Genomic DNA, 22,010 nt, shown 5'->3' with positions numbered 1-22,010 from the left:
CCGCACCATGGTGTCGACGCCCCCTCCCGTCGCCGGCGCCCCCGCTGAATCACGTCCCCCCGTGGGGGCGCCGACGACCAGCGGGGGCGCCGATGAAGCCGTGCTCGACGACATCGATGCGCGTCCCGGCAGCACCACCTCTCTGCTGCGCACCACGGTGGGGCTGTACCTGCGCCGGCTCGAAGAGGGTGTCCCGTCGGCCGAGCTGGTGCGACTCGCGGGCGACCTCGGCATCCCCGCCGGCCCCGCCCGCACCGCCATCACCCGGCTGAAGCAGAAGGGCCTGCTCCTCGCCGAGGACGGCGGATACCGACTGAATCCGGCGGCGATCCGGATGCTGGAGCGCGGCGACCGGCGGATCTTCGAGGTGCGCAGGATGCAGGCCGGCGACCCATGGTGCCTGGTGTCGGCGACGATCCCCGAGGCGCGGCGCGACCTGCGCCACCAGCTTCGCCGTCGGCTGCAGTTCATCGGCGCGGGCTCGGTGGCTCCCGGGCTGTGGATCGTCCCCGGCTTCCTGGACGACGAGGTCGGGCTGCTGCTCGACGAGCTGGGCGTCAGGGAGTACGCGACGCTCTTCCGAACCGAGGACCCCCGGCCCGCGTCACCCCTGCCGGTCGCCGTCGCGGCCTGGTGGGACCTGGACGCCCTGCGCGCGGAGCACCTGCGCTTCCAGGATTCCGTGGCGTCGCTGCCCGCCGAGCCGTTCGCCGCTTACGTGCGCCTGATCGACAGCTGGAGGGTGCTGCCCTACGTCGATCCGGGGCTCGCGGCCGAGCTGCTGCCGTCGGACTGGCCCGGCGACCGCAGTTTCGCCGCGTTCGCCGGGCTGTCCGAGCGCCTCGCCGCGCCGGCGTGGGAGCATGTCCGGGCGACGGCCGCCTGACACGACTCTCCACTCACAACGACCAGCCTTCGTCTTCTGTCCACCGATGCCGTGAATCGCAAGGTCCGTCCTCTCGGGCGATGAGTACGCTCGCTGACGCGCCCCGCCTTCGAGGTGCAGAATGAGAGGTATGTACATGTCCCCTGAGCTCGTCGCCACCCTCTCGGTCGGCGTGACGATGGTGATCGGCATGTTCAGCGGCTTCGCCTGGATGATCCAGCGCAGCGACCGTGGTGACGACAGGCTCGAGGCCTCGATCAACGCCCGCATAGACAAGCTCGACAGCCGAGTCGACAAACTCGACAACCGGATCGATGCCCTGACTCAGGAACTCACTGAGGTCAAGATCACGATCGCGCGGCTCGAGGGACCCCCGCCCAGGCTCGCGCTGTCGCGCTGAGCCCGGGCAGAGGATCGCAGCCTCAGCCGAGCTCGGCGATGAACGCCGCGACGTGCTCGCGGAGGCGCAGCATCCGCAGGTCGCGCGCGAGTTCGCGATCGTAGCCCTCGTAGGCGAGCGGAGGCAGCCGGCGCACGTTCGCCGAGCATCCGAAGTTCTCGCACAGGAGAGTACCGATCGTGTCGCCGTTGCGGCCGGCGGCGCCGACCTTGCGCGCCGAGAAGAACTGCACGTCGTTGCGGAGCGTGACGTCGTCGCACCAGGAGCACTGGGCGCGACGCACGACTCGCTGCTCGGCGCGCTGCAGCAGCACGCCGACGGGACGGTCATCGATCTCCGTGATCACGTACGCCCGCTTGGGCATCTTCGGATCGAACCAGCCGAGGTAGTCCAGATCCGCGAAGTCGATCTCGTCGAAGTCGGCGGGCAGAGTGAGCGATGCGGCCTCTTTGCGGGAGGCGTTGAGGAAGGAGGCGCGAACGGCGCGCTCGTCGAGGGGAAGCATGAAAGTGCCTTCTGTCAGAAAGGGTGGATGAGGATGCGATGGATCACCGGTGACGGGAGTTCCGCCACCGGCCGGTCGTCAGCCTCTGCCGCCGGCGCGTGACGCGCCGACAGCCACCTTCAGAAGATGCACCCGGCGAGTCTACCTCCTCGCCGCTAGGGTGATCCCATGACGCCGCCTGCCGGAACCGGGATGCCGCTGCGGGACTACCGCGTGCATCGCTATGTGAACGCGTTCTGCCCGCGGTGCCACGAGGAGAAGCCGGATCAGCCGCTCTCCGAGGTGCAGCGGCTGTCGGGCTGGCTGGCCGACAGGGACGGCACGGTGTGGCTGGAGCGTGGGTGCCCCGAGCACGGCCTGATCTCGACGATGTACGACGAGAACGCCGAGATCCTGCGGTACCTCGAGCAGTGGACGGCGCCGACCAAGGTCCACACGCCAGACACCGCCGGCAACTTCAAGCCGGTCCCCCAGGCGTACGAGGACGGTCTGCCCGAGATGCAGACGCAGCACACCTGCATCCTGCTCGAGGACATCACCGACCACTGCAACCTGAAGTGCCCGACCTGCTTCGCGGAGTCGAGCCCGGCGATGGCCGCCGTGGCCCCGCTGGCAGAAGTGCTGGCATCCGTCGATGCGAAACTCGGCCGCGAGAACGACCGTATCGACGTGCTGATGCTCTCCGGCGGCGAGCCGACGCTGTACCCGTGGCTGGAGCAGCTGATCGAGCACCTCGTGGCCCGGCCGATCGTGCGCATCCTGCTGAACTCGAACGGCCTGCGGATCGCGAACGACGACGAGTTCGTCGCGTTCCTGAAGAAGCATCGCGAGCGCGTCGAGGTCTACCTGCAGTACGACGGCGAGGAGGCCTCGTCCGTCGCGTTCCATCGCGGCGCCGACATACGCCGGTTCAAGGAGCGGGCGCTGGAGCGGCTGTCGGAGGCCGGCGTCTTCACCACCCTCACGATGACCGCGACCCTCGGCGTGAACGACCACGAGATCGGCGCGGTGATCCGCCGGGCGCAGGCGACGCCTTATGTCGGCGGAGTGACGATCCAGCCCGTGTTCGGGTCGGGACGCTCGGCCGGCATCGATCCGGACGACCGGCTCACCCACACCGGCGTGCTCGCCCGCCTCGGCCCGCAGACCGACGGCGACATCACCTGGCGCGACCTCACGGCGCTGCCGTGCAGCCATCCGCACTGCTGCTCGGTGGGCTACTTCCTCAAGGACGACTCCGGCGACTGGAAGTCGCTGGTCGGCCTGATCGGCCACGAACGCCTGAAGGAGTTCCTCGACCTGAACCCCGACCTCCTCGCCAACCGCATCGCGGACTCGAACGTCAACAAGGCCATCCGCGATGTCGTGAAGAACTCGCTGCTCGACCTGCTCAGCGAGCAGTCGTCGCTGTCGCATCCGTCGATGGGCGACATCTGGCGCGACATCTGCGTGAATTGCGATCTCGGCGTCGGCACCCTCGCGACGCTTGCCGCATCGAAGCTGCCCGGTCAGCACAAGCGGATGCGGGCGATGCTCGCCGACCGCGTGCTGCGCATCACGGTGAAGCCGTTCATGGACATCAACACGATGATCGAGGAGCGCCTCACGCAGTGCTGTGTTCACGTGGCGACCGTCAACGAGCAGACGGATGCGCATCAGTGCGCGCCGTTCTGCGCGCTGCAGGCGTGGGCGCCGCTGAGCCGCACCAGGATCTCCACGGCGACCGGGCGGCCGGCGGCGTCGACGCCAGACGTGCGTGAGACGGGCCGGCGCACGCGACTGCCGGTGGTGACGTCATGACGCACGACGCTTCGACAGGCTCAGCAACCCACAAGCTGAATCAGCGCGATCCGTCCGTGCCGGACGCGAAGCCGTACGACCCGCTGCGGCTGTGCGTCTTCACGACGATCGCACTGATCTCGTGCATCCTCGGTCCGATCGCCGTGCTGGCCTTCGCGCTGATCGCGATCGCCGGCTACGCGAAGGCGCGACGCGGCGGGCTGCTGCGGTCGCGCTGCAAGCTCGGCGACACCCGGCTGGTGCTCGCCTACCTGTCCGTGATCGCTGTCGCCGCGGCTGTCGCGATCCCGTTCTGGGTCATGCTCTGGATGCGGATGCTGGGAGGCTGACGTGTTCCCGACGCTGCAGGACATCGCGCCGTGGCTGCCCCCGCTGGGCACGCACTCGGTGTTCGTCGCGCTCGGCATGGTCGCCGCCGGGGTGGTCTTCCTGGTGGAGCGTCGCCGCCGCGGCGTGACCGATCCGCGTCTGATCTACCTCGTGATGGGCGCGATGGTCGGAGCAGCGGTGATGTCGCGCCTCGGCACCTGGGCGCAGCACCTCGACCCGGCGAAGAACCTCAGCCTCGGCGAGCAGCTGCTGCGCGGCAACGCCTCGGTGCTCTCGGCAATGGTCGGAGCCTGGCTCGGCGTGCACGTCGCGAAGAAGATCGTGAAGTACCCCGATCGCACCGGCGACCTGTTCGCGCCCGCCTTCGCGCTCGCGATGGTGATCGGGCGGATCGGATGCCTGCTCACGGAGAATCCCGGCACGCCGACCGGCGGCGACTGGGGCATCGTGCTCGATGCGGAGGCCGCCGCACGCACCGGCTCGGTGGCCGGCGTGCCGCTGCATCCGAGTTTCGTGTACGAGATCGTGTTCCAGGCTGCCGCGTTCGCGGTGCTCTGGTTCTGGCTGCGGCACCGGCCGATCGCCGCCGGCGAGACGCTCACGATCTACATCGCCGGGTACGCGGTGTTCCGCTTCCTCGTCGAGTTCGTGCGCGGCAACGACGTCGCCTGGATGGGGCTGACCAGACCCCAGCTGTTCCTGCTGGTCACGATCCCGCTGCTCGCGGCGCGGATCATCTGGATGCTGCGCCGCGGGCGATTCCGCACCCCGGCGCCTTCAGTGGAGAGGACGGTGCCCGTATGAGCACGCCTGAGGATCCCTCGAACCAGCCGCCGGCGCAGCCGCCGGACCCGCCGCAGCCCTCGTGGGAGGTGCAGCCCCCGGCAGGACCCGCGTTGCCTCCACCGGAGCCGGCGCCGCCCGCACCGTCCGGCCCGGACCCGAGCGCGTTCCCGCCGCCGTCCGGCGACCCCGCTTCTCCGCAACCGGCTCCCCCGCAGCCGAATCCGCCCTACGGACAGCCGGGATACCCGACGCCGCCCGGCGCTCCGGGCGGCCAGCCAGGGTACCCGTACGGCCAGCCGGGGTACCCGGCGCCGCCGGAGCCGGCCGCCTACCCGCCCGGGTACCCGCAGCCGGGACCGCCGCCGGCACCGAGCAGCACCGGCAAGATCCTCGGCATCACCTGCGGCTCCCTCGCCGCGCTGTTCTTCATCGGCGTCGCCGCGTTCGGCATCATCATCATCGGCCCGTGCTTCGGGCTGTTCGGCGGATACTGAGCGGCCTGCGCATGTCAGACGCGCCACGTCCACCGGAGAAGTCCGGTCCCGGCATCGGAGCGGGTGTCGGAATCGGATGCGGAGCGCACGTGCTCGGCTTCCTGCTGTTCATGGCGACGGGCTCGCTGCTGCCGTACACCTGGGGTGCGGTGAAGTTCGTGTGGCCGTTCGTGCTGGTCCTGATCCTTTCGGTGGCGCTGCTCATCGTCCCGCGGACCAGGCGCATCGGGGCGGGAATGACCATCGTCGCGGCCGCGGCCTGGATCATCGTGATCGGCCCGTGCATCGGGCTGATCGGAGGATTCGGCGGACTCTGACCGACTTTGTTGCGCCGCATTTCATCCCTGATGGCCAGTTCCAGGTCGCGGACGTACTCTCGGTGAAACCGATCGTCAGGAGAATCACCGTGACCAGCCAGCACACCCGCCTTTCGCCCCTCGAGGTGCGTGAGCGTGCGGCGTGCATGTGCGACCACGGATTCGCCTGCTCCTCCTTCGCGCCGGGGCACGCCCTGCACCTCATCCAGGCGCGCATGGCATCGGCGACGCCGCTGGGGTGGACTGACGCGATCGTCGAGGCCGCCGACACAGACTCCGGCATCCTGTCGCTGCGCACGCTCGACGGCGACCGGCACGTGATCTGGAACGCCGGCGGCGCCGCACTCGAAGCACCCGCGGGCAGCCCCGTCGCCATGCACCTCGATTACGGCGTGCTCGCCTACGGCCGCGTCCAGTTCAACGTCGCGGTGGTCTGAGCGTTTGCGGCATCCTCGTCAGGACGCCGCCATCATCATCGACTCGCGCATGGCCATGCACGCGTCCATGCAGGCCTTGCACGCCTGAGCGCACATCTTGCAGACCTCGCTGTGGTTCGCGTGCTCCATGCACTTGTCCATGCAGTACTGGCACATCGCGATGCAGGCGTCCAGCATCGCCATCATGACCGGCGATGTCATGCCCTGCATCCGCATCATTCCGCGCATCATCGTGTTGCACATGTCGGCGCAGTTCATGCACGCCGGAGCGCAGTCCATCATCTGCATCGAACAGACCGTGCAGGCCTGTTCGCAGGCGGAACAGGCATCCATACAGGCCTGCATCACGGACATGTCCATCATCATGTCCATGTCGGCCATCTTCATGTCCTTGGACATCATGTCCATCATCATCGAGTCCATCTCGCCCGCACCCTTCTGTTCGGAATCGGCGGGCGACTCGTCCGCCTGACGCCAGGGTACGCCGCTCGTGCGTCTGCGTCGATGGTCGATTCCGGTCGCGATCGAGCACAGTCCCGAGCGCTCGTACTGTGCTCGATCGCGACCGGAACGGCGCGGGCTCTGCAGCGCGAACGCCGAGCGAGCTGCGCAGCGCGGGTCAGCGCAGCTTCTTCTTGTAGATCGACACGGCGATCGCGTAGGCGACCACGAGAATGCCCACCAGCCATGCCAGTGCGATCCAGATGTCAGACCCCACCGGCTGCCCGGCGAACAGCGCACGGATCGAGTTCACGATCGAGGTCACGGGCTGGTTCTCGGCGAACCAGGCCACCGGACCAGGCATCGTGTCGGTCGGCACGAACGCCGAGCTGATGAACGGCAGGAAGATCAGCGGATAGCTGAACGCACTCGCCCCGTCCACGGTCTTCGCCGACAGGCCCGCGATCACGGCCAGCCAGGTCAGCGCCAGGGTGAACAGCACGAGGATGCCCGCGACTCCGAGCCACGCCCCGAAGGACGCCCCGGTGCGGAAGCCCATGATGAATGCGACGCCGATCACGAGCGCCACCGAGATGATGTTCGACACCAGCGAGGTGAGCACATGTGCCCACAGCACGCTGGAGCGCGCGATCGGCATGGACTGGAACCTCTCGAAGATGCCGCCCTGCATGTCGAGGAACAGCCGGTACGCCGTGTAGGCGATGCCGGAGGCGATCGTGATCAGCAGGATGCCCGGGAGCATGTAGTTGATGTACGACTCGTCGGTGCCGGTGTTGATGGCGCCGCCGAGCACGTAGACGAACAGCAGCATCAGCGCGATCGGCGTGACCGCCGTGGTGATGATCGTGTCGGGGCTGCGCAGGATGTGCTTCAGCGAGCGCCCGGTGAGCGTGCCGGTGTCGGCCAGGACGTGCGTGGTCATGATGCGTTCCTCTCGGTTCCTGAGCTTGACGAAGGGCCGACCAGGGCGAGGAAGACCTCCTCGAGGGTGGGCTGCTTCTCGACGTACTCGACCGTGGCCTGCGGCAGCAGGGCCTTCAGCTCGGCGAGCGTGCCGTTCTGGATGATCGTTCCCTCGTGCAGGATCGCGATCCGGTCGGCGAGCTGCTCGGCCTCGTCGAGGTACTGCGTGGTCAGCAGCACCGTGGTGCCGTTCTGCGCGAGCTGCCGCACGGTCTGCCAGACCTCGATGCGGGCCTGCGGATCGAGACCCGTGGTCGGCTCGTCGAGGAAGATGATCGGCGGGTTGCCGATCAGGCTCATCGCGATGTCGAGCCGGCGCCGCATGCCGCCGGAGTACTCGCCGGCCTTGCGGCCGCCGGCATCCGTCAGCGAGAACCGGGCGAGCATGTCGTCCGCGATCGCGCCGGGATTCTTCAGATGGCGCAGCTTGGCGACCAGGATGAGGTTCTCCCGTCCCGTGAGCACCTCGTCGACCGCGGCGAACTGCCCGGTGAGGCTGATCGACTCGCGCACGTCGCCCGGTGCGGATGCCACATCGTGCCCCTGCACGGATGCCGTGCCGGCATCCGCCTTCAGCAGCGTCGAGAGGATCCGCACCAGCGTCGTCTTGCCGGCTCCGTTGGAGCCGAGCAGGGCGAAGATACTGCCGGGGGCGACGTCGAAGTCGACGCCGCGGAGCACCTCGAGATCCTTGAAGGACTTCCGGATGCCCCGCACCTCGATGGCGGTGGTCATGATCGCTGCTCCTTCTCTGCATCGTCGATCGTCTTCGTGAAGCGGCTGCGCTCCTTGTCGATCCACTCCTTGCCGCCGTACGCCTTGGCGAACGTCTCGGCGAAGTCGATCGGGTCGGCGCCCACGATGTCGCGCACCGGGGTGCCGTCGGCTGCGGCCGCCTCCCAGAGGTCGGCCATGTCGGTGAACATCTGCGTGAGGGTGTCGCCGTCGGTGACTCCGCCGGCGTACATGAGGTAGCGGTGCATCGCGAGCGCCGATGCGCGGTACGGCTCCGGCAGCCCCTCGATGCGGGCCTTGTCCTGCTTGTACTGCTTCTTCTGCTCGAGCGATCCGGTGATGACTTCGATCCACTTCGCGGCCATGTCAGGCTCCTTCGTTCTCTGCATTGATGTCTTCGGTGTGGAGCTGGGTGAGTCGGTCTGCGAGGAAGCTCCACGTCCTCCAGAACTCTTCGAGGCTCTGCCGGCCCTGCGCGTTGAGCGTGTAGACCTTGCGCGGCGGCCCCTTCTCGGACGGCACCTTCTCGACGTCGACCATGCCCCGCTGCTCGATCCGCACCAGCACCGCGTACACGGTGCCCTCGGCGATGTCGGCGAATCCGCGATCCCGCAGCGAGGCGGTGATCTCGTATCCGTAGGCGGGGCGCTTCGCGAGGACCGCGAGGACGACGCCTTCCAGGACGCCCTTGAGCATCTCGGTCTCCTGCTTGCCCATCGGAACTCCCTTCAGTACTCGGTGTTACTGACTACCAGTACAAAGTAACACTGAGTACTAGTACTTAGCAACACCGAATACTGATCTTCTTCTGAGAGTCCGTGGACGGGCGTAAGGTCGGGCCGTGGCCTCCCTCACCGGCACTCAGCGACTGGTCGTCACGATCGCCGTGCTCGCCTCGTTCGTGACGTTCCTCGACGGCACCGTCGTGAACGTCGCCCTGCCCGCGATCAGCGACGAGCTCGGCGGCGGCATCACCACCCAGCAGTGGGTGGTCGACGCCTACCTGATCACGCTCAGTGCCCTGATCCTGCTGGCGGGCTCCCTGTCGGACGCGTACGGCCGGGTGCTGATCATGCGGATCGGACTGATCGCGTTCGGCATCGCGTCCGTCGCCGTGGCCGCGTCGGTCGATCCGCTCATGCTCATCGTGGCCAGGGCCGGTCAGGGCGCCGCCGGCGCCCTGCTGGTGCCGAGCTCGCTCGCGCTCATCACGGCGACCATGCGCGGTGAGATCCAGGCCAGGGCGATCGGCGTGTGGACGGCGTTCACCACCGCCGCCCAGCTTGTGGGCCCCCTGCTCGGCGGTCTGTTCGTCGACTTCCTCTCCTGGCGGATGGTGTTCCTCATCAATGTTCTGCCGATCGCGATCACCCTCGTGCTGCTGTCGAGGCTGAAGCTGCCGGAGCATCCGCGCGGCGCTGTCGTGGACTGGGCCAGCGGCGTCCTCTGCGCGGCAGGACTCGGGGCGCTCGTGTTCGCCCTGATCGAGCAGCCTCGCCTGGGCTGGGGCTCTCCCGCGATCTGGATCCCCGCCGTCGCGGGCGCGGCCCTGCTGATCGCGTTCCTCGTCCGGCAGGCCAGGGTCACCGCGCCGATGATGCCGCTGGACATGTTCCGGGTGCGCAACTTCGGCTGGGGCAACCTCGCGACCCTGTTCGTGTACGCCGCGCTGTCGCTGAACGGATTCGTCGTCGTCGTCTACCTGCAGCAGGGCGCCGGCCTCAGCGCCACAGCCGCCGGATTGGCCAACATGCCGGTCACCATCCTCATGATCCTGCTCAGCTCGCGCGCCGGCGCCCTGGCCGGAAAGTACGGCCCGAGGATCTTCATGACCGCAGGTCCCATCCTGATGGGCTGCGGCGCCCTGCTGCTGCTCACCGTGGCGATCGAGTTCAACTACTGGTGGCAGGTGCTGCCGTCGATGATCGTGATGGGTCTCGGCCTGTCGCTGACCGTCGCGCCGCTCACCGCCGCGATCCTCGGCTCGATCGACGAGAGCCGCAGCGGCATCGCCTCGGCGGTGAACAACGCGGTCTCGCGAGTCGCCGGCCTGCTGGTGGTCGCGATGATCTCGACGATCGTCGGAGGCATGCTCGACCTGAACGGCTTCCACAGCGCGGCGCTGGTCACTGCTGGTCTCATGGCCGCCGGTGGCATCGTGTCGTGGATCGGCATCCGCCGGATTCCTGCCGAAGCGGCTGCCGCGGAGGCCGACGTCTGACAGCGCGGCGTCAGTCCGTGCGGAAGCCCGCCGCTTTGTGGGTCCCGTCGCAGAGCGGCTTGATCGATGAGAGCCCGCAGCGGCACAGCGCGATGGTGCGACGGTGACGGGGTACCGGCTCGCCGTCCTCGTCCTGCAGCGCGAACGCGCCGCGCACGAGCAGCGGACCGTTCGGATACGGCGTGATGGTCGTCGGATTCACGACATGTCCCTCTCTGCGCCACCGCGGAGCGACGAGACTCCGGCCTCCCAGCATCCGAGGATCCGTTCGGCGATCCAGCCGTCCGCCGCGAGGCAGGCGGCGGCCCCGAAGAGGATGTCCGGCAGCAGCTCCGGTCGGTCTTCGGCAAGCGCCCCGGCCAGATCGTGCCCGGCGATCTGCTCGTGCACCGCATCCGCCTCGACGTGCTCGTCGTAGTAGTCGGCGACCTCGGGGCCGAAGCCGAGACGGCTCAGGCCCTGGGAGTAGAACCGGCTGGGGATCGATGACGTCATCTCGAACGCCGCGAGGTGGCCGACGATCGCACCCAGCAGCCGTCGATTCAGGCCGAACAGCGACATCGTGTTCATCGACGCCAGCGTGACAGCGGGGACGCTGTCGACGTATGCGCCGTAGCGGTCGTCCAGGCCGGCGCCGCGCAGGGCTCTGGCGAACAGCTCGGCGTGCACGCGCTCCGGTCGTCCGCCGCCGTACTCGTCGGACTGGATCTCGACGAGCGCGGCCTTGGCCCTGCCCGTCAGCCGCGGGATGGCCCAGCTGTGCGGGTCGGCCTCGCGCAGCGTGTAGATCGAACGGTGCACGAGGAACTCGCGCACCTGCGCGACATCCGCCTTCCTGGCGATGAACCGAGCCAGGCCGGGGCCGCCGTCTTCGCCGGTCAGCGCGAACAGCGCCTCCGCGACGGCGGCCGCGCTCGGCTCCGGCGCTTCCGGTACGACGACCCGGGCGCGCAGCTTGGCCTCGAAGGCGTCCTCCAGCACACGGCGGATGCCGAGGAGCTCACCGTCCCACTCCCTGTCGGCGTCCATCCCGCGAAGGGATCCGTAGTGCGAGGCGTAGAGCAGGAACAGCGACAGCTGCACGTCGTCATCGTGCACGAGGTCCCGGCCGGCCGAAACGACGCCCTGCGCGAGCACGAGGCCCTCATCCTCCGCGGCCGGCTCCTCGCCGCCGACGAAGAGACGGTCGAGCACAAGCAGGCTGAGCGGGCCGCGTGCGCTGATCGGGATCGTCGTCACAGGGATGTCGGAGAGTACGGTCACCTGGTCCTCCTCGGTTCGTCGATGTCCGATCATCGCCCGGCCGGGTGCGCCACGCACGGGGCTTGACGAGCGCACCGGGCGCGGGTACGTGCGCCGACGACAAAGGCCGGCGCATCCCTGCGGATGCGCCGGCCTTCAGAGCCCGTCTGCGATTCAGACCGGCTTGGTGTACGTGTCGTTGCTGAAACCGGTGATGAAGTAGCCGATCGGGTTGAGCAGGAACAGGAGGAAGAACGAGAACGCGCCGCCGTGGCCGAACGCCCGGCCGTTGCGGAACGCCACGATGATCGCGAGCACGAGGTTCGCGACCGGGATGAAGAAGAGCAGCCCGAACCACGCCGACAGGCCCGCGACCTTGACCAGCACGAAGAAGTTCACGATCGGGATGATCGCCAGCCAGCCCGGGTATCCCGCCTTGGTGAAGGTCTTCCAGTAGGCCGCGATCATCGCGACCCAGTAGATGAGCCCGAAGATCACGCCGACGACGCCGACACCGGCGCTGACGCCCTGATTGATCGGCTCCATGTCCGAGAAGAAAGTCATAGGGAGAGCATAGGGTGCCGTGGGGGAATCTGAGAACAACCTGAACGCGCGCCTTCCGCTCACCGCCGCGCCATGAGGGCCTGCTGCACCTGCCGGTGCGCGGTCTCGTCGAATGCCACGATCCGAGCATCTGCGACCCGCGTCTGCGTGCCGAGAATCGTGTCGATCGCGACCGCGATCGCGTCCTCACGCGGCCATCCGTAGACGCCGGCGCTGATGAGCGGGAACGCGATGCTGCGAGCACCGAGTTCGTCGGCGACCTCGAGTGCCCGCCGGTAGCAGGACTGCAGCAGCGAGCGCTCGCGCTGCCCGGCGTTCCAGTTCGGCCCGACCGTGTGCACCACCCATTGGGCCGGCAGGTCGCCGGCCGTCGTCCAGCCGGCATCGCCCGTCGCGAGCCCGTTCGGGAATCGGGCGATGCAGTCCTGCAGGATCGCCGGACCGCCGGCGCGGTGGATGGCGCCGTCGACGCCTCCCCCACCGCGCATCGCATTGTTCGCCGCGTTCACGATCACGTCGACGCGCTGAGCGGTGATGTCGCCGAGGACGGCGAGGAGATCTGACATGCGTTCAGTGTCGTACCGGCGGTCGCTCGCGCGCCAGCCACCTTCGGCGTGCGAGCCGGAATCGGGATGCGGTTTCGCTGTCGGCACCCCGGATACTCTCAGAAAAGGGTGAGATCAGGTCTTGTCTCGTTCATATCTTTGTTCTAAGGTAGATGCATGGAACAGATGTCGAGATTCGAAGAGCAGGATGCTCTTCTCGATGCCTGGACCGCATGCCGCGAGCAGATCGCCCGGCTGGAGGCCGAGGCGGCCGACCTGCTCGCGGCCCGGGAAGTGCTGTTCGAGCGGGATGTGCTGGAGCATCAACTGGCGCGAGATTCGATCCGCCGGTCCATGATCGCGCAGTACACCGCCGCAGGGCGCCTGGCGACCGGGACTGTGGAGACGGCGTTCGACACTGCGAGGGCGCTGACCGGACTGCACCCGGCCGTACACGACGCACTGCGGCATGGGCGGATCAGCGCCGCCCATGCCCGGGAGATCACCCGGGTCGGCCGGACGGTCGATGAGGCCATCAACAACGGGGCCGTCGACCCCGTTGTTGCGGCACTGTTCGACGCAGCCGTGCTCGTGGTCGCCGAACAGGACTCCCCCGCCAAGACCGGTATCCACGCCCGACAGGTGCTCACCGCCCTGCTCGGCGAAACCGTCCAGGAACGACACCGCAGGGCACGATCGGAACGGTGCGTGACGATCGTGTCCATCGAAGACGGCCTCGCACGACTGACCGCGATTCTGCCCGAGCACCTCGCGTTCGCGATCCGCGACCGTCTCGACCAGCTCGTCCGCGAGATCCTCCGCGCCGAGAAGGCTGAACAGATCGAGAACGCGGCGGCAGAACGTGCTGCGAAGGCCGCACACACAGAGCGCGCCGGCAAGGCCCCACGATCGGATGCCGCGGGAACCGGCCTGGCAGACGACACCGCAGCCGACGCGGACAGCGCGGACGAAGAATCTGCTGCCCGGGACCGCCGGGGGGCGGAGTGGATGGACCAGCCGCCCGTGGACCCCGACACCGTGGAGGAGTTCCTCGCCCGCATCGAAGCGTTCCTCGCCGAGGAAGTAGCCGCCGGCACCGGTGTCGCCGCCGCATCCCGTGCATTCTTCGGCCACACAGACGACGAGAACGACTGGTACCAGGCCGACCCGGAACGGGCTGAGGAGATCCAGGCCCGCTGGGATACGGTCCTGGCCGAGCTGAACCGGCAGGACGAGGGCGGCCGGCCCGGCGGGCGCACGCTGGACCAGATCCGAGCCGACCTGTTCACCGACCTGCTCCTGGGTGCTGACCCCACCGGGCTGTCCGGCACCGGGCTGGACAATATCACCGCACGCATCCAGGTCACCATCGCCGCCACCACCCTCACCGGCGCCGACGACAACATGGCGTTCATCGACGGAGTCGGGCCTGTCCACCCCGACATCGCCCGCGACCTCGCATCCCGAGGTTCCGGGTGGTCCCGGCTGTTCCTGGACCCCACCGGCATGGTCGTCGAGACCGATGCCTACTCCCCGACCGACGGCATGCGCGCGTTCCTGCGCGCCAGGGACCAGCACTGTCGTTTCCCCGGCTGCCGCAGACCCGCCGCCGCCTGTGAGATCGACCACAACCGGGACCATGCGCTCGGCGGGCCCACGCACATCGACAACCTGGGACATTTCTGCCCCGCCCACCACCAGCTCAAGCACCCCTCCGTGCCCGAGCAGTTCCGGTGGACCGCCTGCATCGACTCCGGCACCGGCGCCGTCTTCTGGACCGCCCCGGACGGCCGCGACTACACCGCCCCCGCACCGCGACGCGTCATGTTCGTCTGAGTACGCTGTTCTCCCACGCTCTTTCCGCTTCGGCGCCTCGGTACGCCGGCTGCCGGCGATGTCCGGCCGTCAGCCTGTGCAGGGCCGTGACCCGGACGGCGTTCCGTCCACTCCGGGATACGGAGTTCTTGCTCGTGTCGGTGGAGAAGCACTCGTCACCCGCTGAACCTTCGCTGCAGGTCGGCGTAGGTCGCCGCTCCGTCGAGGAATCCCAGCGTGCCGGTCTCGAACAGTTCCGTCGCGGCCCTCTCGACGGCGCTGAACGCGACCCTGGCGATGCTGCCGCCGACGCTCACGCGCTTCACCCCGAGCGAGAACAGCGTCGGCGCGTCGAGTACGGGCGCGGTGAGGCCCGCGACCATGTTCAGCGGGACGGGGATCTCGGCGGCCAGCCGACGGATCGTCTCGGCGTCGCGCACGCCGGGCACGAAGATGCAGTCCGCACCGGCATCGATGTAGCGCGATGCCCGGCGGATCGTCTCGGCGAAGCAGTCCCCGTCGAACGAGGAGAAGTACGTGTCCGTTCGGGCGTTGAGCACGAACGTCCCCTCCGGCGCTGCGGCGCGTGCCGCGGCGATGCGTTCTGCCGCGACCCCGGCTTCCAGCAGGTTCCCCCCGACCGCGTCTTCGAGATTGCCACCGGCGAGGCCCATCTCGGCGGCGCGCGCGACGGTGAACCCGACATCCTCCGGTGTCTCGCCGTATCCGGCCTCGAGGTCGGCCGAGACCGGAACAGCGACGGCACCGACGATCGACGCGAGGTTCTCGAACATCGCGTCGGGACCGATCGGTCCCCCGTCGGGCATTCCGCACGACCAGGCGATGCCCGCGCTGGTGGTGGCGATCGCCGGGAATCCCACCTGTTCCAGAATGCGTGCGGATCCGGCGTTCCACGCGTTCGGGATCAGGAATCCCCGCCCCTCGTGCAGCGCGAGAAGCGCCCGGCTCCGCGTCGCCGTTCCTCCGTCGTCGTCGAGAAAGTCCATAGAGGCCCCCAGTCGGTTGCCTCCCCCACGTCTATTGAGGGGCCCGGCGTGCGCGCCGTCAAGGGGTTGCGCGGATCAGCCCGCCGTCGGCTGCGCCTCCGCAGTCTTCGCGAGTTCCGGATACGCCCGTCCACGGATGAAGATCAGCAGCACGAAGCCGGCGATGATCAGCAGCGTCGTCACCGGCCCTGCGAGCGTGAGCAGCGTATTGGTGCGGGTTCCCTCGACATCGATGCCTCCAGTGGCGAGGAAGGTCGTCGGATCGGTGAGTCCGTGCAGGACCACCGCCCAGATGAGGTTCCCCGTCACGCGCATGATCAGGTACATCAGCACGCCGAAGGCGAAGGTGTAGACAAGGGTGCCGCCGACCGTCACGATCGACTGCCCGGACAGCAGGTTGCCGGAGTGCAGCAGGGCGAAGAACAGGGCGGACACCGCTGCCACGGCCCACTCCCGATGTCCCGCCCGGCGCATGATCTCGACGACCAGACCGCGCGTGAGCAGCTCTTCCGACAGACCGATGAACAGCCCGGTCACGAAGGTCATGACGATGGTGCCCGCCGAGTACGCCGAATAGTCGATGCCGAACAGCCGCAGCAGGATGGGGAGCGCGACCAGCACCACGGCGATCCACATCCACCAGCGACCGGGCACCGGTTGCCTGGTGAACAGCGGCTTGGGCAACCAGCCGACAGACCAGGCGAAGGCGAGCAGCAGCAGCGAGCCGACGATGACGGGGAGCCCGAGCCCGAAGAGGACGCTCGCCGCCGAGGAGAACATGCCGTCCGCCGTCGCGGATTCCGTCGCCCCCACCCACAGCGCCGGCATGAGCTGGTAGATCGCGACGTAGACGAGAACCAGGATCAGCGCCTTCCACCAGGCACCCTTGTTCCAGAACCTGCGCCAGCCGTTCTCGGTGGTGGTGATATCGGACACGATTCTCCTCGGCGTTCCATGGATTCAGCGTCGAAAGAGTACCGCTCCAGAGCGCACCCGTCCGCGCGGATCGCCCGGGGGACGCCTCCATTCACCTAGGTGATTCCGTCCGCCAGAATGAGACGCACATGTACCCATCGACCAAGTTCCGCCCGCCGATCTCCGGTCCGCATCCGATCATCCGCGACGACGTCTTCGGGATGCTGCGCGGCGCTTCCCTTCGCGTCGCCGTCGTCCGCGCCCCGGCCGGATACGGCAAGACCACGGTCGTCTCGCAGTGGCTCCAGGCCACGCCCGAACGCGGCCGGATCTGGGTGAGCCTCGACGCCGACGACAACGACCCGGCGGGGCTGTGGGGCGCGATCGCCGCTGCGGTCGCACGCTCAAGGGCCGGCGACGAACTCGCCGTGAATGCATCGGATGCCGGCGCTGTGCGCCGTTCGATCATCGTGCCCCTGATCGATGCGATCGACGCCTCGCCGGAACAGTGGACACTCGTGCTGGACGACGCCCATCTGGTCGCACGAGAGGACACCATCGCAAGCCTGGACTGGTTCCTCGGACGGATGCCCGAGAACCTGGTCATCGTGCTGGTCGCTCGAGTGCCGCTGGAGCTGCCCGCCCTTCAGCGGCTCCGCGCCCGCGGCGAGGTCGCCGACCTGCAGGTGGAGCAGCTGCGCCTGACGCCGGCCCAGACGGCGGAACTGCTGCGCGCCGCCGCCGGCCCCGAACCCGTCGATCCGGCCTTCGTGCACGACATCACCGGCGGCTGGCCGGCCGCCGTGTCCCTCATCGGGGCGGCGATCTCGCGCGGACTGGCTCCGGCCCGTGTCGTCTCTCAGAGCCCCGATGATCCGACCGGCATCGGAGCGCTGATCGGCGAGGGCCTCGCCGGCGGCGACCCGGACGACGGGGAGCTGCTGCGTCAACTCGCCGTGTTCGAGCGGTTCACCGCTGAGGTGCTCTCGGCCGTGCTGCAGGATGACCGAGCCTGGACCGTGGCCATGGATGTTGCGACCCGCACGGGCCTGATCGCGGCTCTGGACGACGACGGACGCTGGTGGCGCATGCACCACCTCGTGCGGGAACAGCTGCTCGCGGAGTTGGGCCGAGCGGATCCCGCAGGCCGAAGGGCGCTGCACCGGCGCGCTGCCGGCTGGTTCGCGGAGCACCAGGACATCGCCTCCACGGTGCACCACCTGCTCGGGGCCGAGGACTACGAGTCGATCGCCGACGTGCTCTTCAACGTGCACGCCACCTTCCTCGTCCCCCGGCAGGAGCTCGGGCTGAGTTGGCTGGACCGCATCCCGGCATCCGCTCTCGGCGAGGATCCGCGCCTGGCGTTCTGGGAGGCCTGGGCCACCGCGACCGGAGGCGATCGGGCTCGGCGCGACCGTGCGCTCTCCCGCGGCCGCCTCTCAGCCGGCGCGCGCACCGTCGCCCCGTTCCGGGACTGGGACGAGGTCGAGGACTTCATCCATGCCTCCGCCTGCTATGACGACGTCGGCGACGCGCGCCGCGCCGCCGACCGATTTCTCGCCGGGCACGACCCGTCATCGCCGTTCGCGGCGATCGTGCGCACCCGACTGGCGACGATGCTGCATCTCGCCGGCGAGAGCGCGGCGGCGCTGCGAGAGCTGGACACGGTGGAGGAGATGCAGCCGCTCGCCCGCCCGCTCCAGCTGTTCGTGCCCGCCTACCGAGCGCTGTGCCTGCTCGAGCTCGGCGATCTCGACGGCGCTGCGACCGCGATCGAGCGATGCGCCGCCGCGCGGAAGGCCTTCGCGATCGGCATGGACCATGTCTACCTGCCGGCCGAGCAGGCTCTGGCTCGCTTCCAGATCGACAGCGGCAGCCCGGCCGCTGGGCGGGCGACCGCCGTACGGGCGCTAGAGGTCGCCGCCCAGCACGATGACTCCGTGCTCGTCGTCCCTCATCTGCTCATCGAGGTGGCGCGCGCAGACCTCGCGCTCGGGCACCCCGATCGCGCGACGGTCGCCCTGAACCAGGCCGACCACGTCATCGCCGGCGCCACGGATGCCGGCGCGTTGCCAGAGCGGATCGCCGCACTGCGCGCGCAGACCGGCACCGCGCCGGCACCGACTCGCTTGCAGGAGGGACTGAGCCGGCGGGAGCTGGAGGTGCTGACGCTGCTGCCCACCGCGCTGAGTGCCGCCGAGATCGCCTCAGAGCTGTTCATCTCCGTCAACACCGCGCGCACTCACATAAAGTCGATCCATCGCAAGCTCGACGTGACCAGCAGAGCGGATGCCGTCGCCGCGGCCCGCCGGGCCGGACTCATCCTCGCCGAAAGCGGAGAGACGGAGCGGGTGGCATGAACGATGAGACGATCGCCCGTGCGTCGACGCCACCGCGCAGCATCCTGCGTCGTCTGCCCGTCACCCTGCTGATCCTCGCCGCCCTGCTCTCCGCGGGGATCGCGACGGGTGCCCTGTGGGCCCCGTTCCAGGACAGCCCGCTCTGGGACGACCTGGCCTATGGCTTGCCGGCGTTCCAGGCCGGCCGCTGGTGGACTCCGCTCACTGGAACCTTCCTGGCAGCGCAGCCGTTGGGGTATCTGCTGCTCGTCGCCTGCCTGCTCGGCGTCGCCTACCTGGAGTGGCATCGCGGCTGGCGCGTGACGCTGGCCTGGTTCGCGGGTGGGCAGCTGTTCGCCATCCTCGCTACCGCGGGTCTGCTCTGGCTGCTCTCGGTTGTCACTCCGGCCTGGCCATGGGTGCAGCATCAGGCTGCGTCGCTGGATGTCGGGCCCAGCGGCGGGCTTCTCGCCTGCATCGCCCTCGCGGTCGGCGTGCTGCCCTCTCCGTGGCGCAACCGCGCATGGCTCACGCTGCTGACCTACGTCTTCATCGCGCTGCTGTTCTGGGGCGACATCGCCGACCTCGAGCACGCGGCCGCGGTCGTGCTGGTGCTGGCCGTCGACCGCTCACTGACCCTGCGCCGCGCGACGGTGCGCGAGCAGCGGCTGCTCGCGTTCTGGGCGCTGATCGTGCTGATCGTGATCTCGACGATCGTCGACTACGTGCCCACCTCGGGGCCCTTCGGCGACACCGTCCCCGCGGAGACCCTGCACTGGAGCACGCTGATCGATCTGGCGATCACCCTGATCGTGCTCAACGGGCTGCGTCGAGGTCGGCGGTGGGCGTGGCTGCTCTCGCTGCTCTACACCGGGCTGAATGTACTGCTCGGCGCCCTGATCCTGCTGTTGGTGATGATGTCCTCGGAACGGGAGCTCGAGGATCTCGGCTTCAACGCCCGGATGGCGCTGGCCACCGGCGTCCTCTGGACGCTGTTCCTGATCATGCTGCTGATCGAACGTCGCGCCTTCCGCTGGCGGCGTCGGCCGCCGCTCGGCGGGGGCACTGCACCCACCCGCGACGACGTGATCGCAGCGCTGCAGCAGCACGGCGGCGGGACGCTGTCGTGGATGACGACCTGGGAGCCGAACGAGTACCTGCGCACGGCAGGCGGGATCGTCGCCTACCAGCGGCACAACGGCGTCGCACTGGCACTCGCCGATCCGATCGGGGAACTGTCCCGACCGCGCGACAGCCGTGACTGAGTTCATCGAGCGCGCCGAACGCGCCGGCACGACGCCGTGCTTCTTCAGCGCCGGCGACGCCACCCTCGCCGCCGTGCCGGAGGGCTGGCGGAGCCTGGTCGTCGCGGACGACACGATCGTCGACCTGCCCGGCCTGGAGTTCACCGGCAAGCGCTGGGGTGCGATCCGCACGGCGACGAATCGCGCGCAGCGCGAGGGCGTGACCTTCACCGTCTCCCGGCTGGTCGACGCACGCTGGGGCGTGCGCGCGCAGCTGCAGGCGATCTCGCAGCTCTGGGTCGGCGACAAGGATCTGCCCGAGATGCGCTTCACGCTCGGCACACTCGCCGAGGCGGAGGACCCGCACGTGCGCGTCGCGATCGCCACCGCCGGGAACGGCGATGTGGACGGGTTCCTGTCCTGGCTGCCGGTCTACGGCCCCGGCGGAGTCGTGCGCGGCTGGACCCTGGACCTCATGCGCCGCCGGCCCGGCGGCTTCCCGCCGGTTATGGAGTACCTGATCGGCATGTCGGCGGCGACGTTCCGCGACGAGGGGGCGGAGATCGTCTCGCTGTCCGGCGCTCCTCTGACGCACGAGTACCCTCCGGAGGCGGGTGCCATCGCCGCGCTCAGCACCCGCCTCTCCGACCTGCTCGAGCCGGTGTACGGCTTCACGTCGCTGCACCGCTTCAAGGAGAAGTTCCACCCCCGGTACGAGACGCTGCACCTGCTCTATCGCGAGGCCGCCGACCTGCCCCGCATCGGCGTCGCCCTCACGCAGGCGTTCCTGCCCGGTGCGACGCTGCGGCAGTACGCGGCGGCAGGGCTGGATCTCGTCAAGCGGGACGAGGACTGACGGACCGCCGCCCGCGCACCCCCTCCGCGAGCTGCTCGAGCACCAGGGCGGTGGTGTCCCACGCCATGCAGGCATCCGTCACGCTCTGACCGCGCACCAGTCCCGCCGGCCCCGCTGACACGTCGAGCTTCTGCGCACCGGCGATGAGGTTGCTCTCCATCATCACACCGGCGATCGCCCGGCCGCCGGCCGCGATCTGCTCTGCGAGCTCGCTCACGACCACGGCCTGACGCAGGTGGTCCTTGCCGCTGTTGCCGTGGCTCGCGTCGACGATCAGCCGGTCGCATGCGCCCGCCGCCGACAGCCGCTGTGCGGCGCGCTCGATGTGATCGGCCGCGTAATTCGGACCGTCCGCGCCACCGCGCAGGATCACCGAGGTGTCGGGATTGCCTGTCGTCGACACGAGGCTCGCCCGCCCGTCGGCGTCGATCCCGAGGAACGCCTGCGGAGCGGATGCCGCGACCGCGGCGTCCAGCGCCACCTGCAGCCCTCCGTCCGTGCCGTTCTTGAAGCCGATCGGCATCGAGAGCCCCGACGCGAGCTGGCGGTGCAGCTGGCTCTCCGTGGTGCGCGCGCCGATGGCGCCCCAGGTCACCAGGTCGGCGATGTACTGCGGGCTGATCATCTCGAGGAACTCCGTCGCGCACGGCATGCCCAGCGCGACGACGTCGCGCAGGAAGCCGCGTGCCATCCGCAGCCCGGTTGCGATGTCGTGACTGCCGTCGAGGTGCGGGTCGTTGATGAGTCCCTTCCAGCCGATCGTGGTGCGCGGCTTCTCGAAGTAGGTGCGCATCACGATCAGCAGGTCGCCGCCCAGCCGCTCGGCCTCGGGCACCAGCCGGGAGGCGTACTCCAGCCCGGCATCCGGGTCGTGGATCGAGCACGGCCCCACCACGACGAGCAGGCGGTCGTCCTCACCCGCCATGATCGCCCGCACCTCGTCGCGCGTGCGGGCGACGAGCGCGGACGCATCGTCGTCGAGCGGATGCTCGGTCAGCACCTCTGCCGGCGTCGGGATGGTGGTGAATCCGGAGACGTGCAGATCGGAGGTGGCGTCGAGAGTGTGCATGGGTCCTGTCCTGTCCTGTTCTGGGTGAGTTCCGGACGGACCCGTGAGCAGAGCCCGCCGAAAACGGCGAAAGGCAGA

Annotated in this window: 27 protein-coding genes; 14 read left to right on the top strand and 13 right to left on the bottom strand. The window is 69.0% G+C overall.

What is annotated here, in order from left to right:
- Positions 1-61: 61 nt before the first annotated feature.
- The gene (locus tag DY023_RS02335; protein WP_245958553.1) at positions 62-886 is read left to right on the top strand and encodes a PaaX family transcriptional regulator; all 825 of its coding nucleotides are present in this window, start codon (positions 62-64) and stop codon (positions 884-886) included.
- Positions 887-1,016: 130 nt separating this feature from the next.
- Positions 1,017-1,286, top strand: coding sequence for a response regulator (locus DY023_RS02330; protein ID WP_116240737.1), 270 nt, complete (start codon positions 1,017-1,019; stop codon positions 1,284-1,286).
- A gap of 22 nt (positions 1,287-1,308) precedes the next feature.
- Here the strand turns inward: DY023_RS02330 and DY023_RS02325 are convergent, their stop codons facing one another.
- Positions 1,309-1,791, bottom strand: coding sequence for an FBP domain-containing protein (locus tag DY023_RS02325; RefSeq protein WP_116240736.1), 483 nt, complete (start codon positions 1,789-1,791; stop codon positions 1,309-1,311).
- Positions 1,792-1,959: 168 nt separating this feature from the next.
- Between DY023_RS02325 and DY023_RS02320 the strand changes: the two genes are divergently transcribed.
- The 6 genes from DY023_RS02320 (at position 1,960) to DY023_RS02295 (ending at position 5,955) form a co-directional block, all read left to right on the top strand.
- Positions 1,960-3,591, top strand: a complete 1,632-nt coding sequence (locus tag DY023_RS02320; RefSeq protein ID WP_245958552.1) for a radical SAM protein — start codon at positions 1,960-1,962, stop codon at positions 3,589-3,591.
- Positions 3,588-3,920, top strand: a complete 333-nt coding sequence (locus DY023_RS02315) for a hypothetical protein (RefSeq protein ID WP_116240734.1) — start codon at positions 3,588-3,590, stop codon at positions 3,918-3,920. The genes DY023_RS02320 and DY023_RS02315 overlap by 4 nt, the downstream gene beginning before the upstream one ends.
- A gap of 1 nt (position 3,921) precedes the next feature.
- Positions 3,922-4,725 carry a prolipoprotein diacylglyceryl transferase gene (locus DY023_RS02310; protein ID WP_116240733.1) on the top strand — a complete coding sequence of 268 codons (804 nt, stop codon included), beginning with the start codon at positions 3,922-3,924 and terminating at the stop codon, positions 4,723-4,725.
- A complete protein-coding gene (locus DY023_RS17870; RefSeq protein WP_181905690.1) occupies positions 4,722-5,201 on the top strand; it encodes a hypothetical protein in 480 nt (159 codons plus the stop codon). Before DY023_RS02310 ends, DY023_RS17870 begins: the two co-directional genes overlap by 4 nt.
- A gap of 11 nt (positions 5,202-5,212) precedes the next feature.
- The gene (locus DY023_RS02300; RefSeq protein WP_116240732.1) at positions 5,213-5,518 is read left to right on the top strand and encodes a hypothetical protein; all 306 of its coding nucleotides are present in this window, start codon (positions 5,213-5,215) and stop codon (positions 5,516-5,518) included.
- An 89-nt stretch (positions 5,519-5,607) separates the two neighbouring features.
- Positions 5,608-5,955, top strand: coding sequence for a hypothetical protein (locus DY023_RS02295; RefSeq protein ID WP_116240731.1), 348 nt, complete (start codon positions 5,608-5,610; stop codon positions 5,953-5,955).
- 18 nt (positions 5,956-5,973) lie between these two features.
- Here the strand turns inward: DY023_RS02295 and DY023_RS18185 are convergent, their stop codons facing one another.
- Positions 5,974-6,243, bottom strand: a complete 270-nt coding sequence (locus tag DY023_RS18185) for a four-helix bundle copper-binding protein (protein ID WP_484192425.1) — start codon at positions 6,241-6,243, stop codon at positions 5,974-5,976.
- Between DY023_RS18185 and DY023_RS18180 the strand changes: the two genes are divergently transcribed.
- Complete coding sequence (locus DY023_RS18180; RefSeq protein WP_245958550.1) at positions 6,140-6,427, top strand: hypothetical protein; 288 nt, start codon at positions 6,140-6,142, stop codon at positions 6,425-6,427. The genes DY023_RS18185 and DY023_RS18180 overlap by 104 nt on opposite strands.
- Positions 6,428-6,574: 147 nt before the next feature.
- Here DY023_RS18180 and DY023_RS02285 read toward each other — a convergent pair whose 3' ends face one another.
- From DY023_RS02285 to DY023_RS02270, 4 genes are read right to left on the bottom strand one after another with little or no spacing between them, the layout of a single operon-like run.
- Positions 6,575-7,339: an ABC transporter permease gene (locus DY023_RS02285; RefSeq protein WP_116240729.1), complete on the bottom strand. Its 765-nt coding sequence runs from the start codon at positions 7,337-7,339 to the stop codon at positions 6,575-6,577.
- Complete coding sequence (locus tag DY023_RS02280) at positions 7,336-8,115, bottom strand: ABC transporter ATP-binding protein (RefSeq protein ID WP_116240728.1); 780 nt, start codon at positions 8,113-8,115, stop codon at positions 7,336-7,338. Before DY023_RS02280 ends, DY023_RS02285 begins: the two co-directional genes overlap by 4 nt.
- On the bottom strand, positions 8,112-8,480 hold the full coding sequence (locus DY023_RS02275) for a DUF1048 domain-containing protein (RefSeq protein WP_116240727.1): 369 nt from the start codon (positions 8,478-8,480) through the stop codon (positions 8,112-8,114). Before DY023_RS02275 ends, DY023_RS02280 begins: the two co-directional genes overlap by 4 nt.
- A 1-nt stretch (position 8,481) precedes the next feature.
- Positions 8,482-8,832 (bottom strand): PadR family transcriptional regulator, encoded by a 351-nt coding sequence (locus DY023_RS02270; protein ID WP_116240726.1) that lies wholly within the window; start codon positions 8,830-8,832, stop codon positions 8,482-8,484.
- Between the two features lie 124 nt (positions 8,833-8,956).
- Between DY023_RS02270 and DY023_RS02265 the strand changes: the two genes are divergently transcribed.
- Positions 8,957-10,336, top strand: a complete 1,380-nt coding sequence (locus tag DY023_RS02265) for an MFS transporter (RefSeq protein WP_116240725.1) — start codon at positions 8,957-8,959, stop codon at positions 10,334-10,336.
- A gap of 10 nt (positions 10,337-10,346) precedes the next feature.
- Here DY023_RS02265 and DY023_RS02260 read toward each other — a convergent pair whose 3' ends face one another.
- The 4 genes from DY023_RS02260 to DY023_RS02245 all read right to left on the bottom strand — a co-directional run bounded on the left by DY023_RS02260 (position 10,347) and on the right by DY023_RS02245 (position 12,708).
- Entirely contained in the window at positions 10,347-10,538 is a 192-nt protein-coding gene (locus tag DY023_RS02260) for a CDGSH iron-sulfur domain-containing protein (RefSeq protein ID WP_245958549.1), read from the bottom strand.
- Entirely contained in the window at positions 10,535-11,599 is a 1,065-nt protein-coding gene (locus tag DY023_RS02255; RefSeq protein WP_245958548.1) for an iron-containing redox enzyme family protein, read from the bottom strand. Before DY023_RS02255 ends, DY023_RS02260 begins: the two co-directional genes overlap by 4 nt.
- A 153-nt stretch (positions 11,600-11,752) precedes the next feature.
- The gene (locus tag DY023_RS02250; protein ID WP_116240722.1) at positions 11,753-12,142 is read right to left on the bottom strand and encodes a DUF5684 domain-containing protein; all 390 of its coding nucleotides are present in this window, start codon (positions 12,140-12,142) and stop codon (positions 11,753-11,755) included.
- A gap of 59 nt (positions 12,143-12,201) precedes the next feature.
- Complete coding sequence (locus DY023_RS02245) at positions 12,202-12,708, bottom strand: O-acetyl-ADP-ribose deacetylase (RefSeq protein WP_116240721.1); 507 nt, start codon at positions 12,706-12,708, stop codon at positions 12,202-12,204.
- Between the two features lie 156 nt (positions 12,709-12,864).
- On the opposite strand from DY023_RS02245, the gene DY023_RS17865 reads away from it, so the two are divergent.
- Positions 12,865-14,523 carry an HNH endonuclease signature motif containing protein gene (locus DY023_RS17865; protein ID WP_181905689.1) on the top strand — a complete coding sequence of 553 codons (1,659 nt, stop codon included), beginning with the start codon at positions 12,865-12,867 and terminating at the stop codon, positions 14,521-14,523.
- 155 nt (positions 14,524-14,678) lie between these two features.
- Here the strand turns inward: DY023_RS17865 and DY023_RS02235 are convergent, their stop codons facing one another.
- A complete protein-coding gene (locus tag DY023_RS02235) occupies positions 14,679-15,509 on the bottom strand; it encodes an isocitrate lyase/PEP mutase family protein (RefSeq protein WP_116240720.1) in 831 nt (276 codons plus the stop codon).
- A 75-nt stretch (positions 15,510-15,584) separates the two neighbouring features.
- On the bottom strand, positions 15,585-16,445 hold the full coding sequence (locus tag DY023_RS02230; protein ID WP_245958547.1) for a CPBP family intramembrane glutamic endopeptidase: 861 nt from the start codon (positions 16,443-16,445) through the stop codon (positions 15,585-15,587).
- Between the two features lie 128 nt (positions 16,446-16,573).
- Between DY023_RS02230 and DY023_RS02225 the strand changes: the two genes are divergently transcribed.
- Genes DY023_RS02225 through DY023_RS18170 form a run of 3 tightly spaced genes read left to right on the top strand, consistent with a single transcriptional unit; the run spans position 16,574 to position 20,863 of the window.
- Complete coding sequence (locus DY023_RS02225) at positions 16,574-18,784, top strand: winged helix-turn-helix domain-containing protein (protein ID WP_116240719.1); 2,211 nt, start codon at positions 16,574-16,576, stop codon at positions 18,782-18,784.
- Positions 18,781-20,028: a DUF2156 domain-containing protein gene (locus DY023_RS18175; RefSeq protein WP_245958546.1), complete on the top strand. Its 1,248-nt coding sequence runs from the start codon at positions 18,781-18,783 to the stop codon at positions 20,026-20,028. The genes DY023_RS02225 and DY023_RS18175 overlap by 4 nt, the downstream gene beginning before the upstream one ends.
- Positions 20,021-20,863 carry a bifunctional lysylphosphatidylglycerol flippase/synthetase MprF gene (locus DY023_RS18170; protein ID WP_245958545.1) on the top strand — a complete coding sequence of 281 codons (843 nt, stop codon included), beginning with the start codon at positions 20,021-20,023 and terminating at the stop codon, positions 20,861-20,863. Before DY023_RS18175 ends, DY023_RS18170 begins: the two co-directional genes overlap by 8 nt.
- Here DY023_RS18170 and DY023_RS02215 read toward each other — a convergent pair.
- Positions 20,844-21,932: a 3-deoxy-7-phosphoheptulonate synthase gene (locus DY023_RS02215; RefSeq protein ID WP_116240718.1), complete on the bottom strand. Its 1,089-nt coding sequence runs from the start codon at positions 21,930-21,932 to the stop codon at positions 20,844-20,846. The genes DY023_RS18170 and DY023_RS02215 overlap by 20 nt on opposite strands.
- Positions 21,933-22,010: the final 78 nt, after the last annotated feature.

This window comes from Microbacterium bovistercoris, from assembly GCF_003387575.1.
GTDB lineage: Bacteria > Actinomycetota > Actinomycetes > Actinomycetales > Microbacteriaceae > Microbacterium > Microbacterium bovistercoris.
Note: the sequence above shows the minus strand (reverse complement) of the source record. Positions and strands in the feature narration are given on the sequence as shown.